Origin of the sequence: Nostoc sp. C110, from assembly GCF_043099725.1 — a bacterium.
Taxonomy (GTDB): Bacteria; Cyanobacteriota; Cyanobacteriia; order Cyanobacteriales; family Nostocaceae; genus Nostoc; species Nostoc muscorum_A.
In genome coordinates this window covers 1,796,965-1,811,374 of the sequence record NZ_CP171148.1, presented here as the reverse complement: position 1 = coordinate 1,811,374, position 14,410 = coordinate 1,796,965, and the positions used below count along the sequence as shown (strand labels likewise).

Annotated in this window: 9 protein-coding genes; 3 read left to right on the top strand and 6 right to left on the bottom strand. The window is 40.6% G+C overall.

All coding sequences use genetic code 11. From position 1 onward, the window contains the following. Nucleotides 1-357 precede the first annotated feature (357 nt). From ACFFRD_RS13380 to serA, 4 genes are all read right to left on the bottom strand, one after another. On the bottom strand, nt 358-507 hold the full coding sequence (locus ACFFRD_RS13380; RefSeq protein WP_392481921.1) for a hypothetical protein: 150 nt from the start codon (nt 505-507) through the stop codon (nt 358-360). 12 nt (nt 508-519) lie between these two features. After that, nucleotides 520-1,824 (bottom strand): hypothetical protein, encoded by a 1,305-nt coding sequence (locus tag ACFFRD_RS13375; RefSeq protein ID WP_392481919.1) that lies wholly within the window; start codon nt 1,822-1,824, stop codon nt 520-522. Between the two features lie 357 nt (nt 1,825-2,181). Beyond that, on the bottom strand, nt 2,182-3,102 hold the full coding sequence (prmA, locus tag ACFFRD_RS13370; protein WP_179072696.1) for a 50S ribosomal protein L11 methyltransferase: 921 nt from the start codon (nt 3,100-3,102) through the stop codon (nt 2,182-2,184). 171 nt (nt 3,103-3,273) lie between these two features. Further along, complete coding sequence (serA, locus tag ACFFRD_RS13365) at nt 3,274-4,854, bottom strand: phosphoglycerate dehydrogenase (RefSeq protein ID WP_114085299.1); 1,581 nt, start codon at nt 4,852-4,854, stop codon at nt 3,274-3,276. A gap of 624 nt (nt 4,855-5,478) precedes the next feature. Here serA and ACFFRD_RS13360 point away from each other — a divergent pair. Continuing rightward, a complete protein-coding gene (locus tag ACFFRD_RS13360; RefSeq protein ID WP_392481918.1) occupies nt 5,479-6,198 on the top strand; it encodes a Uma2 family endonuclease in 720 nt (239 codons plus the stop codon). Nucleotides 6,199-6,303: 105 nt separating this feature from the next. Here ACFFRD_RS13360 and ACFFRD_RS13355 read toward each other — a convergent pair whose 3' ends face one another. Further along, nucleotides 6,304-7,158 (bottom strand): HIT domain-containing protein, encoded by an 855-nt coding sequence (locus ACFFRD_RS13355; RefSeq protein WP_392481917.1) that lies wholly within the window; start codon nt 7,156-7,158, stop codon nt 6,304-6,306. A 78-nt stretch (nt 7,159-7,236) separates the two neighbouring features. Then, nucleotides 7,237-8,040: a Uma2 family endonuclease gene (locus tag ACFFRD_RS13350; protein WP_392481916.1), complete on the bottom strand. Its 804-nt coding sequence runs from the start codon at nt 8,038-8,040 to the stop codon at nt 7,237-7,239. Between the two features lie 213 nt (nt 8,041-8,253). On the opposite strand from ACFFRD_RS13350, the gene ACFFRD_RS13345 reads away from it, so the two are divergent. Both ACFFRD_RS13345 and ACFFRD_RS13340 read left to right on the top strand, forming a co-directional pair. Continuing rightward, a complete protein-coding gene (locus tag ACFFRD_RS13345; protein ID WP_392481915.1) occupies nt 8,254-10,446 on the top strand; it encodes an NACHT domain-containing protein in 2,193 nt (730 codons plus the stop codon). Nucleotides 10,447-10,477: 31 nt separating this feature from the next. After that, nucleotides 10,478-14,401, top strand: a complete 3,924-nt coding sequence (locus ACFFRD_RS13340) for a HEAT repeat domain-containing protein (protein ID WP_392481914.1) — start codon at nt 10,478-10,480, stop codon at nt 14,399-14,401. Nucleotides 14,402-14,410: the final 9 nt, after the last annotated feature.

The window sequence follows — 14,410 nt, the reverse complement described above, 5'->3', positions numbered from 1 at the left end:
GTTGGAGAGGGAGTGACAGAGGAGGGACTTTACTTGATGTTTAATTTTGTTGCACTTCTTCAACTATTATATGGAAGCTTGATCTGCACTTAATTAAGACATCGGATTTTTTTATAAGTAAGGCAGCCTGAAAACCCTTGAGAAACAGGCGCGAAGCGCCGTATTCCGTACTTCAGGCATGTTGGTGCGATGTCTACGACAGGCTACGCCTACGTAAACAAGCATTGCAGTTGATCGTCCGAAAAGGCAACAGTTGTAGGCAAGTCAGGATTATCCAAGTAAGTAAGCACGATTAAACTGAAGTATGTAAAATTTTATAGGATTAAAGGGTAAAAGTTTTTCTTTTATCCTTTCCCTTTACCCTTGTGAATATAACGTGAGTTTAATTACTGCGATCGCATAGATCGCTAACCAAAATAACTGATTTGCCTTTGTCTGGGGTGCGATCGCAATTGGACTAATCTTGTACCAAGTAAAAATGCGATCGCACTCAATTAACGATCCCATCAAGGTTTATAATTATTGATTTTGATTATTTGAGACCACAGTACTGGTTTTGTCATTTTCTAGTTCTCTCATTAGAGAATCAAAACCACTAGCGTTGTTTCCACCTTTAGACAATAAAGACTGAATTTTATTTATTATTGCACTCATATTGTCAGAGAAAAATCTACCAAGATTATTCACAAAGTTTTTCAGTTTCTCAAATATACTAATTTCTACAGTTGAGTACTTATTCACAATTGGATATACAATTTTTCCTTTTTCTGTTTCATAGTACTCTTGCTCAGGCATCAACATAGATGTAAGTGGTTGCACCTGTTTTGCCATATCTGCTTCGGTTCGCTTATGGCTGAGGAATAAAACATCGTAAACCTTTCCGTTCCAGCTAGCCCAATAATGGTTTTGGAAAAACCACCGCTTACCATCATCACAATTAGGCTTTTTGCCTTGGTATGGTGTAACTCCAGCTTCACTCAAAAAAGGTTTGGCAATGCTTTCAACTGTTATTTTTTCGATGCCAAAATATTCTTCTGCAACTTTTTTAAACGCACGAGCTAATGTCTGACAATCTCCTTCTGGAGAGCCTTTCAAGAGAGTTTCTTGGCTCTTGCTCACCATTGTGTATTGAAATTGGATATTGCCAAAGTTTTTGAATAGTTGTTCTAAGATTTTATCTTCTGGTAATGTGTCGTCTATCCCATTTACTAATGTTTTCGCTAGTGAGTAATCTTGTAAAAATTTTTGTTTTTTATTTGCTGAGTTATTTGCTGCTAATATTTCTTCAGAATTTGCTGGCTCGTTTCTGTTACCTGGTAAGGTCGTCTGTTGTCCTTCCTGGCTTTGCAAAATAGGTGGATTAAGTTGGCTAACTACAGAATTAGCTACTCTATCAGCTTCTTGCTCATACTGATCTCCTTGTTGACCAACAGTGAGTTTTGGCTGTATTAGTGGTTCTTGAAGGGGTTGCATTTGTGCCAGTGACACAGTACCAGCACGTTTGATCGCCATTTTGTCAATGTTATGACCAAACTGAAAAGAGTGTTCCTTTCCTTGCTGCAACGACTCATTCATCTTTGCCTGTAATACAGTGAGTCGTTCCTGTCCGCCTGGCGTGATCGTGCCATGCTTGGCTTGGATTTGGAGTTTTGTTGCCTCGAACTGATACTCTTGAAATTTCTGATTCTCTACTTTTGCCTGTACTATGGGTTTGTTGGAGCCAAGTTGAGAGTGAGTAGTTAAAAGGTGCGATCGCAACTGACCTTGCTCTGACTTAGAAGCGGATGAGTCAGCTTTTTTGTGGATTTGTAGCCGTTCTTTCATCGCTGGTTTCAAAAGTCAATAGTGGTTAATCTATATATTATGTCACTTCAGATTGCTTGATTACTTATACTTAAGTCGAATACTGTTAAAACGTATCATCACGCGAGGGGCGACCTAATTCTTAAAACCCCTCTCCAAACCTCTCCCCGAAACGGAGAGAGGCTTTGATTATTGCTCCCCTTCCCTACAAGGGAAGGGGTTGGGGGTTAGGTCTGAGAGAAAGTTGCACACGGCGTTATCATCTATTTTTTCTACAAGACTGACGCAAACCATAGCTGAAACCTTCATTTTCAGCTAAGAGCAATTCATGTAGACGCAAAGTCGCTTCCCGCAGGGTATTGCCCAGTTTTGCGTCGGTTAAGAACGCCGTACATTCAAGCAACACCATTCTTTCCGTTTCCACAGGGTAGCAACGACCCAACCATTTTGTTCTAAAGCGTCAGCAACAGCTTTAGATTGTTCTAGTAAAATACCACTGAAGATCGCCCAAGTTTCAGGTTTAGCGATCGCACTCATTTCTGGAATCAACTCAATAATTACATGAGCCAAAATATTGCAAACTATACCATCCACTGGTTTCTCAAGCAGTTTTGTCAAAACGTCTACACTTCCCAGTGCTGGTAGTAAACGTTCTGAGCCAATGTCATTCAGGACACCATTACTGATAGTTGATTGCACTGCTAAAGGGTCATTATCTACTGCATAGACTTTTTTGGCTCCTAGTAGCAGCGCCCCAATGGAAAGGATACCAGAACCACAGCCAATATCTGCAATTACCAGATGTTCATGTTTGCCACTATTACCTACAAAAGACTGAGGAACTCCACTCAACCGCATTTCTAGGGATTCCAAACATAACTGAGTGGTGGCATGGTTGCCCGTACCAAATGCTACACCAGGGTCAAGACGAATTACCAACCGTTCTGTTGTTTCTGGTAATGGTAGCCACGCAGGATTAATTAGGAAGCGATCGCCGATTTCTTGCGGATGCCAATATTGTTTCCAGCTAGTTGCCCAATCTTCCTCATCAATTAACTGCCATTGCAGAGAGGGAGATGAAACTCCTACACAAAGGGCATCTTGACGCAGCCACAGTGATAAAGCTGCCAAATCTAGTAGCTGTGTTTGAATTGTCGATAAATAAGCCCTAACTAAAGATGAATTTCCTTTGTTTTCACTAGCTGTTCCACGACAGCCAAAATCTTCCAGTCGCCAAAAGATCGAATCTTCTAGGTCTGGCTCACATAAAATCTGTAGTTCCCACCAGGTGTTTGCCATTTTTGAGTGCTGTTAGCGCTAGCGGGGCGTTCAGCCCGTGCTGAGTTTTGAGTGCTGAGTTTGAGAGAGTTATGAGTTATGAGTTATCAGTTAGGAGTTAGGAGCTTTTAACTCTTCACTACTTACTCCTAACTTTTCTTCACTCAGCACTCATTACTCAGCACTCAGTACTCATAGTGTTACTGTATACGCGTCCCGAATACCAGGGACTTTTATAATCTCATCCAAAATGCCCTCTGGTAAAGGGTCATCTATACTCAGAGCCATTACCGCATCACCACGGACAATTTTACGGCCTACTTGCATACTGGCAATATTCACATTAAAACTGCCGAGTAAGGAACCAAGTTTGCCGATAATCCCCGGCATATCGCGGTGCAGGGTAAACAGCATATATTTGCTGGGTGGAACGTTAATGGGGAAACCGTCAACATCAGTTAGGTGGATTTCCCGCTCACCTAGCAAAGCACCTGTGACAGAATGAGTACCCAAAGTACCAGTGGCTTCTAGATGAAGCGTTCCGGCATAGTCTCTAATAGAAGCATCGCGGGTTTCAATTACCCGAATTCCGCGTTCTTTGGCTTCTATGCTGGCATTGACGTAATTTACCCGTTCCCGCAAAGCTTGGTAAAGTAAACCTTTCAGGGCAGCTACTACCAAAGGCTGACTTTTGTTTGTCGCAAGTGCGCCTTGCAGCCGAATATTGAGTACTTCCACCCGTCCACCAGCTAGCTGTCCTACTAGATTACCTAGAGTTTCTGCTAGCTGCATATAGGGTTTGAGTTCTTCCAACACATCAGGGCCGAGTCCGGGAATGTTGACGGCTGAACGGGCTGGTAGTCCTAAAAGTACATCCCGAATTTGTTCGGCAACATCAATAGCCACATTTACTTGAGCTTCTGCGGTAGAGGCTCCCAAGTGGGGAGTGAGGATAACTTCTTTGCCTAGCGATCGCAATTCCGATTCACCCAATGGTTCTGACTCGAACACATCCAGGGCTGCGCCCCCAATCTTACCCGCTTTTAAAGCTGCTGCTAAAGCTACTTCATCAATGATCCCACCACGAGCGCAGTTAATAATCCGGGCTGTGGGTTTCATTTTTGCCAGGGTTGTGGCATTGATTAAGTGGGTAGTTTCTGGGGTTTTCGGGATGTGTAGGGTGATATAGTCTGCTTGCTGGAAGAGTAAATCTAGCTCCACCAACTGACAGCCAATTTGTTCGGCTCTTTCTGTAGAAATAAAAGGGTCATAAGCTAGGAGTTTCATCCCCATTGTCTTAGCTACAGCCGCAACATGGGAGCCAATTTTACCCAAGCCGACAACGCCGAGAGTTTTTTTGTAAACTTCCGCGCCAACAAAGCTATTGCGATCCCACGCACCGCGTTTCACCGAAGCGTTAGCATCGGGGATGTGGCGAGACAAAGCCAAAATCATTGCTAGCGCGTGTTCGGCGGCGGCAATTGTGTTTCCCTCTGGAGAATTGACTACTACAATTCCCCGACGTGTGGCTGCGGGAACATCCACATTATCCACACCCACGCCAGCACGACCGATGATTTTTAGCTGAGTGCCGGCTTCAATGATTTCTTGAGTTACGCGCGTACTAGAACGAATCATCAGTGCGTCATATTCACCAATAATTTCGAGCAGTTGGGCTGGTTTTAGACCTATTTTGACATCAACAGTAGCAACTTGCGAAAGAATGTCAATTCCAGCTTGGTCAATAGAATCTGAGACAAGAACCTTAGACATGATTACTTCATTTAAAGCTACAGGTTTTGCTGCACAAGACTTTTTAGTTTAGTCTTTATCTGTCGCAATTCAGCAAAAATTATTCGTTTTAATATCAACTTCACCTTTACTTACGCTACGTGCTGATGGTATCGAAGCGTGAGTTGCTCCCGGTGGGTACTGCCTCCTAAGTATTTAAAGATAAGTGGCCGTTTGCACCACCCTGTCGCTAAATATAAAGCATTAATAGCACTAAGCACCTATATATTTATTAATAGTTAAGAGTTACCAAAATTTTATTGCCTTAAGCAATTTCCTTTGTGGGGTAGAAACGCTTACATTCTTGACTGGGCTGCAACTTTAGCTGAGGCAATGCTCTGCACAACTAACAAATGAGCTAGTAACTATTTTATCTGTAAAATCTTAGTTATTTACCAATACCACAAGTGGTATCATTTAGTCAAAATAAAATATTTACATTATCAAGATTATCGGATCGCAATAAGTAAGTAGACGTAAATCCTAATCATTAATCTACGTGCGTTACCAAACAGCCCTTTTGTAGATATTGCTAGTGGAGAAATCGCTATAATTCTGATGAGCCAAATAGAGCCAAATATCCTTTGATTTTTGGGGAAACCAGCGATGTTAAACTACAACTTGCCAAGGCACTTGCCCTCAGCCGAGGAACTACCAGACTCTGATGAAACGCCTGTGGATAATGAACTGCAAGAATTGATACCAGGTTTGCTGAAGGCTGTCCTGCTGATATTTTGGGCAGAACGTATGGACTGGCTATTTGCCATAGATATGGGTATTTATTATCACCCCGATAAACCGCCCATTGTGTCAGATGGATTTTTGAGCTTAGGGGTAGAGCGGTTTTATGATGAAGAGTTGCGTCCCAGTTATGTGCTGTGGGATGAAAATGTTGTACCGATTTTCGTGCTAGAAGTCGTTTCGCAAAATTATCGCAAGGAATACACGACTAAATTGGATGAATATGAGGCTTTGGGCGTACTTTACTATGTGATTTATTCCTCCCGTCGCCGCCGCAAACCTCATCTAGAAGTACATAAGTTAGTTAATGGTAAGTATGAATTGCAAGAAGGAAACCCCGTGTGGCTACCAGAAATTGGTTTAGGAATTGGTTGCGAAAGAGGAAATTATTGTGGTGTAACGCGGGAATGGATGTATTGGTATGATGAGCAAGGACAACGATATCTCACGCCCGCAGAACAAGTAAAACAAGAAGTACAACGCGCTCAACAAGAAGCACAACGCGCTGAAGTTGCAGAACAACGGGTGCAACAATTGACAGAACAATTAAGAGCGCTGGAAATAAATCCAGATAATCTGGGTTAACTGAAATATTTTGCAATATTTGCAACAAGACTGAAAATCAGGTTTTTCAGATTTATGTATCTACTATAAATTCGGGTTTGCAACTGGAAGCTGTCAACCAAAAAACTATTGCTTTTTAGGAATAACGTTCCTGATTCCACTTTTAGTAGAGACAGTATCACCTTTGTAACGAGGGATGATATGAATACTAGCGTGCATAATATTTTGACCTGCGGCTCGATTGATGTTCATTCCTACATTAAAGCCATCAGGCTCAAATTCATTTTTGAGAATTTCTTGTACTTTGTTCACCATAAACCAGCAAGCAGATTGCTCTTTAAATGGGAGTTCAAAATAGCTGCTAACATGACGTTTGGGAATAATCAGAATATGTCCTTTACTTATTGGATAGCCATCAAAAATAGCATAAGCAGTTGCTGACTCAGTTAATAGTCTGAGAGTTTTATGGGGATTACAGAATATACAATAGTTAGATGAATTTCGCTGATGATTATAGTGGACATACTCATATACTTCCCGATATTCGTCTAAGCAAATTGAAGTAAAAGGAAGTTTAGCAATACACTGATAAGTAGGTTTTTTGTGGACATAATGTTCTCGAAATCCTTCTCTTTTGATATCCCTTCTCACAGCATAATAAGCTTTGCCTCCTGGTTTTAATAAGTGTGATATTTCCATAAGAACATTAGTTTGTTCTTCGGGAAATAAAACGTTTAAAACATAAAAGCAAATTATTGTATCAAATTTATTATCAGGATATTCTGGAAAATAATAAGGGTCATAGCCTGTAATATCACAACCTTTTTGGCGCAATATTTTAACATCATTACCAAAGCCACAACCAAAGTCTAGTATTTTGCCTTGGAGAAGGTTTTGATTTAATAAAAGCTGTGCCGGAAATGATAGATAACTTCTTTCGATCGCAGTAAGATGACTGAACTGATTTTTTTGCTGTTTCATAGAATTTTGGTGCTGATGTCCCAAAATTATTATTCCCAGCATCTCTTGAGGTTATGCAATGTCTACGATGGGCTACGCCTACGCATCAGGGTCAATACCTAGCTCACGTAACTTAGCTGCTAATATATCAGCACGTTGGCGTTCTTGTTCAGCACGTTGGCTTTCCTGTTCAGCGCGTTGGTGTTCTTGTTCAGCACGTTGGCGTTCTTGTTCAGCACGTTGGCGTTCTTGTTGGGCTTGTTCGCTACTCCACAACAGCAAATTTCCTTCTGTATCCCACCAGCGCAGCCAATTCATGGTTTGACATAATCTTTCACCTTGCCAAATTCCGAGAAATAACTCTAATTCAGAAATCCAGTAACGTCCATTAGCGTCTGCTTGCTGCAAGGTATATTGTCCATTTTGCAAGCATCGTAGTTCTATGCTTGGTTCGTAAGGGTCGTAGGTTACGTAGGTTGGAACTTGGAGAATCTTTTCGTAATAATAGAGTTTACCGTAGGGTGGAGTTGAGCGGACTGATAGTTCTCCACCTTCTGTGTCTGAAAGAAATTCCATCACCACAGCCACAGCAGCGCCTTCTAAATTCGGGGTATAGCTGCGACGAACTACATTTGTTCCTACAGACTGCACTTGAGGGACATAAAACCAGTCTGGTGCTTTGACAACGATTTTTTTGTTGACTGTAGCTACAAGCCCAAAATTAGAGCCAATCAGCATTTGAGGTTGGATGCGCCCTGTACTTCCCAAAGCATCGGTAAGCGCAGCAGCGATCGCAGGTTGTTGAATATTTTCCACTGGATCGTCTGGTAAAATGAAGTCGGCTGGAAGTGCTTCCCAAGTAACGATTGGTTCTTTTTGGATGGGGTTAACTTGTAGAACCATAAAATTACTCCTAATATCAATGCACAGTATATTAGTTATTTTTAACAAATCTTCAGCCAGCATCGCTTTTAAGCTTAGAGGTAAAGAGAATGTTTGCGTTAGCTATAGTTTTCAGCGATCGCTAGCATTAAAAAAATATAAAATTTTATCCATAATATTAGCAATGTATTATACTCCTCATATTATTTTGTTAAATTTAGCTCAAAAATTGATATGGAGTTTTTAATCGCTTGGGGTGTTGCTAACGCTGTAGGTTTTACTTTTAAACCGATTATAGAAAAACTTGCAAATTTGGCTACAGATGTTTTAGAAGACTACGTTAAAACTTTCTTTGGTGTCTGGATTAAAGATAAATTGGATTTAGCTAAAGAAATATCTTTAAAAAATGCTTTTGGGAAAGCTGAGAAAGAATTTTTAGGCTTGGTGCAACAAGAATTAGAAGATCAAGACATCGAAGTAGATGAATTTGAGAATTATCTGTCTGATTTAGAAACTTTTATTCTGGACGTACAAGTTCTTGAACAACTGGGCAAACCTTTTCAAAAATCCTTGGGGGTTACTACATCGGAAGCTGAGAATTCAACTATTGATGCTGGAATATTAATACAGGCTTGGAATGATCTTAATTTAATAACTTTACCAGCAGATTTTAATTGGCAGCAGCTTATCAAACGATATGTTAAAAGAATCGATTATATCTTACAAGATTCTGACGAATTAAGGAAACTACTAGATTCCCAAAATTTGTCAAGAATGCGAGAAACTTTAGAACAACTTACCCCTGTTTTACCAGATTTTGATTTCCGTCGTTATAAATTGGGGTTGCTTACTGCTTATAGTAAACTCAGGCTGGAGAGTTTGGACACTAGCGGATGTAATTACAGCCTCGATTTATGGAATATATTTGTAGCGCAAAATGTGTGTGAGCAGTTAGCAACATCAGCAACTAACGTTTCAGTTTCGCATATACTTAATGACGAGGAAAAAAATTATAAGTACACTGTTATATTAGGAAATCCGGGTTCTGGTAAATCTACTCTAGCTCAATATAGGGCATTGGAATGGGCAAGAATTCCAATCAATTATTTAGACTTACAAGAATTACCCTTATTGATTGAATTACGCAACTATATTGAAAATCGGAAAAATTTGCAATGCCACAATTTTTTGGAGTATTTCGAGAGAGCAAGTGGTGTACTTGGCGGAACTCTTAATCAAAAAGAATTAGAACAATGGTTGAAAACTCAGCAAACAATGGTGATATTTGATGGCTTGGATGAGGTACTCGATCCAGGAGAAAGGGAAAATGTGGTTATTGATATTATTAACTTTATTACAACCTATAACAAAGCACGAGTTTTAGTTACATCTAGGGTAATTGGTTACGAACAGCAGCGTCATCGATTTAGAGATGCAAATTTTCGTCACTTTATGTTGCAAGATTTAGAACAGGAGCAAATTGAGGGATTTATTACTCAATGGCATAAATTAGCTTTTGTAGATCAATATGAAGGAAATACAAAACGCGATCGTTTGTTAAAGTGTATCGAAAATTCTCGCACATTTAGAGAATTAGCTGGTAATCCTCTGTTGCTGACAATGATGGCAATTTTGAATCGACATGAGGAATTACCAAGGGATAGAGCAACTCTTTATGAACACGCATCAGAGGTGTTATTGCACAAGTGGGATGCAGAGAGAAAATATCTACCAGACCAGACACGATTAGAATATTACGACAAAAAAGAAATGTTGCGTCAAGTTGCTTACAAAATGCAATCAGACGCAAATTCTATCGGCAATAGTTTAGTTATCACTAAAAAAGCTTTAGAAACGATTCTAACTGAATATTTAAAAGCGAAAGAAATTAATGAACCCTATTTGCAGGCTAAGTCCTTACGCGAACAGCTAACAAATCGTAGTTTTATATTGTGTTTTCTCGGAGGAGATACTTATGGCTTTGTGCATCGAACTTTTTTAGAATATTTTTGTGCTTCGCATTTTATTTGCGAATATGAACATGAACGTACTATCTCTCTGAATGAACTGAAACAAAAAGTTTTTGTTCAACGATGGACAGATGCAGCTTGGCGTGAGGTGATCATTTTAATTACTGGCAAGATTCATCAAAAGTTTGCTGCGGAACTTATAGATTGTTTAGCAGAACAAAATGGACAAGAACATGGTTTTGAAAATTTATTGCTTGCAGCAGAATGTCTGCAAAATCTGAGAAATCGTTCTTTGATTAGAGAAACAGATGAAAGACTGTTTGACAAAATTAAAAACTTGGTTGAGACTCAACCAGAGGTTACAGATGAAGTGCGTAAAAGGGCTATTGGGGTTATTAAAGATACTTGGAAGGATGACTCTGAAACATTACTGTGGCTTGAAGCCTTAGCTCAGTAAAATAGAGTCATAGATATGGAGTTAGACATTGATGCTAGACTGGCTAGGTCTTTGGGGAGTCACGAATGCATTCGGGTTTGTCTTTAAGACTCTCCTAGAGAAATTGGCGCGAGAAGATTTAAAAAAATATACCCAAAAATTTTTCGATCAGATTCTGCTAAATTTTCCCTCCGGTGTAGGAATTCGACAGAAAGAAAGGTTAGAAATTGTTTTTGGTCAAGCTTTGAAAGAATTTTTGTTACAGGTGCAGCAGCAATTAGAAGATGCAGAGTTGTCTGAAGCAGAACTGAAGCAGTATATTGACTCGTTGCAGCAGTTTATTCATCAAGAAACTGCACTATTGGAATTAGGAAAGCCATTTTTACCAGATGCGATACCCGATGCTAATACTTTAACTGCAATTTGGGATGAATTAAAATTACGTCCGCTACCTGCTGATTTTAACTGGCAAAGTTTAACCAGACGATATACTAAAAAAATTAAGGCAATTCTGCGAGAATCCGATGAATTAGATTTCATCCTAAATTCTCAAAATATTCCAGTCATCCAGCAAAATATCAAAGGAATTGCTGAGATTATACCTGACTTTGACTTGATGCGTTATCGTGCAGAAATTCAAAAAGCTTATGGGCATTTGAGGCTCGATTCCTTTGATACTTCAGGTTACAGTTACAGCTTAAAGTTATGGAATATGTTTGTAGCTCAAAATGTGCGTGAGGTGAATGAAGCTTTACCACAAGTTTATGAGTTACCCAAAGAACATCTCGAACGGCTTCAAAGAAGTGGACAACTCGAAGAAGATTTTGATATTCAGCCAGAAATTTTAGAACAATACAAAAGGTCTTACGCTCAACAATCTAGCCGCTCTGTATTAGAAGTAATTGACGAACCACAAACTAGCAAATATTTAGTAATTTTAGGCGATCCTGGTTCTGGTAAGTCTAGTTTATTGCAATATTTAACACTACAATGGGCAGAAACTCCAATTCAGGATATATCATCATTACCAATTCCCTTGCTGATTGAACTCCGCACTTATGTACGAAGTCGAGATAATCAAGAATGCCGGAATTTTTTGGAGTTTTTTCAGCAAGGAAGCGGGTTTATTTGTCCTCTGAACCAATATCAACTTGATACTTTGCTCAAAACTGGCAAGGCATTTGTAATGTTTGATGGGTTAGATGAGGTATTTGAACCAAGTAAACGAGAAGAAGCTATTACAGATATTATTAGTTTCACTCATAACTATCCCTTAGTACGAGTGCTAGTGACTTCTCGTGTCATTGGTTATCAGCCTCAAAGATTGCGAGATATTAACTTTCGGCATTTTATGCTGCAAGATTTAGAACTAGAACAGATTCAGGAGTTTATTAACCGTTGGCACAATTTTGCTTTTACTGACCCCCTAGAAAAGCAAAGAAAAAAAGAACGTTTAGAAAGAGCAATTCAAGATTATCCAGCAATTCGCCAACTTGCTGTTAATCCTTTGCTGCTAACAATGATGGCAATTCTCAATCGCAATCAAGAACTACCAAGAGATAGATCAGAACTCTATAGCCAAGCGTCACGAGTGCTATTACAGCAATGGGATTTAGAAAAACTTTTGATTCAGGTAGAATCGGCGACTATTGATTATAAAGATAAACAAGGGATGTTACGTCAAGTTGCTTACAGGATGCAAACCAGTGAAAAAGGTTTAGCAGGCAACTTGATTAATAAAGATGATTTAGAAAACATTTTAATTCACTATTTATATAGTATAGAAGTTCATCAAGGACAAAAAATAGCGCAGTTGATAATTGAGCAACTGCGAGAGCGCAATTTTATTTTATGTTTCTTGGGTGCAGATTACTATGCCTTTGTGCATCGGACATTTTTAGAATATTTCTGTGCTTGGGAGTTTGTCTGGCAGTTTGAGAAAGAACGCAGTATTACAATTGAGTTTCTGAAAACTGAAGTTTTTGGTAAACACTGGGAAAATGAAACTTGGCATGAGGTATTGCGGCTAATTGCCGGAATGATTGATGCGAAATTTGTTGGTGAAATTCTTGATTACTTAATGGTGCAAGATGGTGAAGAGGAAAAATTTATCAACTTGTTTTTAGCGGCTAAGTGTCTTGCAGAAGTGAGAAATCGTTCTGTAATTGCATTTGTAGCTAATAAATTGCTTAACAAACTCAAAGACTTAACTAAATATGACCTCTGGTACTATTACTCCTTCTTTGATGACGAAGAAACTAAGTTAGTTAAGGAAGTTCGCACTCAAGCAGTTGCAACAGTCGCCGCAATATGGAAAGATAACAGCGATACCTTATACTGGCTCAAAGACCGCGCCACTGTTGATAAGAATGGGGATGTGCGACGTGCAGCCATCGAAGCATTAGCCAGCAATTTCAAAGATGGCCCGGACACCCGCTCGATTCTCAAAGACCTCGCCATTGCTGATGATAGTTGGAATGTGCGACGTGCAGCCATCGGAGCATTAGCCAGCAATTTCAAAGATGACCCGGACACCCACTCGATTCTCAAAGACCGCGCCACTGCTGATAATGATGAGGATGTGCGAGGTGCAGCCATCGAAGCATTAGCCAGCAATTTCAAAGATGACCCAGACACCCACTCGATTCTCAAAGACCTCGCCACTGCTGATAAGAATGGGGGTGTGCGACGTGCAGCCATCGAAGCATTAGCCAGCAATTTCAAAGATGACCCGGATACTCGCTTGTTTCTCAAAGACCGCGCCACTGCTGATTATGAAGAGGATGTGCGACGTGCAGCTATCGAAGCATTAACCAGCAATTTCAAAGAGGACCCGGATACTCGCTTGTTTCTCAAAGACCGCGCCACTGCTGATTATGAAGAGGATGTGCGACGTGCAGCTATCGAAGCATTAACCAGCAATTTCAAAGAGGACCCAGACACCCACTCGATTCTCAAAGACCTCGCCACTGCTGATAAGAATGGGGGTGTGCGACGTGCAGCCATCGAAGCATTAGCCAGCAATTTCAAAGAGGACCCAGACACCCACTCGATTCTCAAAGACCTCGCCACTGCTGATAAGAATGGGGGTGTGCGACGTGCAGCCATCGAAGCATTAGCCAGCAATTTCAAAGAGGACCCGGACACCCACTCGATTCTCAAAGACCGCGCCACTGCTGATTATGAAGAGGATGTGCGACGTGCAGCTATCGAAGCATTAACCAGCAATTTCAAAGATGACCCAGACACCCACTCGATTCTCAAAGACCGCGCCACTGTTGATTATGAAGAGGATGTGCGACGTGCAGCTATCGAAGCATTAACCAGCAATTTCAAAGATGACCCAGACACCCACTCGATTCTCAAAGACCGCGCCACTGTTGATTATGAAGAGGATGTGCGACGTGCAGCCATCGAAGCATTAACCAGCAATTTCAAAGATGACCCGGACACCCGCTTGTTTCTCAAAGACCGCGCCACTGCTGATTATGAAGAGAATGTGCGACGTGCAGCCATCCAAGCATTAGCCAGCAATTTCAAAGATGACCCGGACACCCGCTCGTTTCTCAAAGACCGCGCCACTGCTGATTATGAAGAGAATGTGCGATGTGCAGCCATCCAAGCATTAGCCAGCAATTTCAAAGATGACCCAGACACCCGCTCGTTTCTCAAAGACCGCGCTACTGATGATGATGAGGATGTACGATGTGCAGCCATCCAAGCATTAGCCAAACACTTCAGAAATCAGCTTAAGTTGTTTGAAATTTACTACAACTGTGCTGTAAATGACTCCTTTGAGGGTAGACATAATTTCCCGTTTAATTCCAACCCTCGGCGCGTTGCACTGGAGATAATTATCAAGCAATTTCCTCAACATCCCCAGACTTTACCACTGTTGCGCGACAAAGTAGAGAATGACCCAGATGAGCAAGTACGAAACTTTGCTCAACAGAAGTTGGCAGAATTAGAGAAGTAAAAGAGTGTG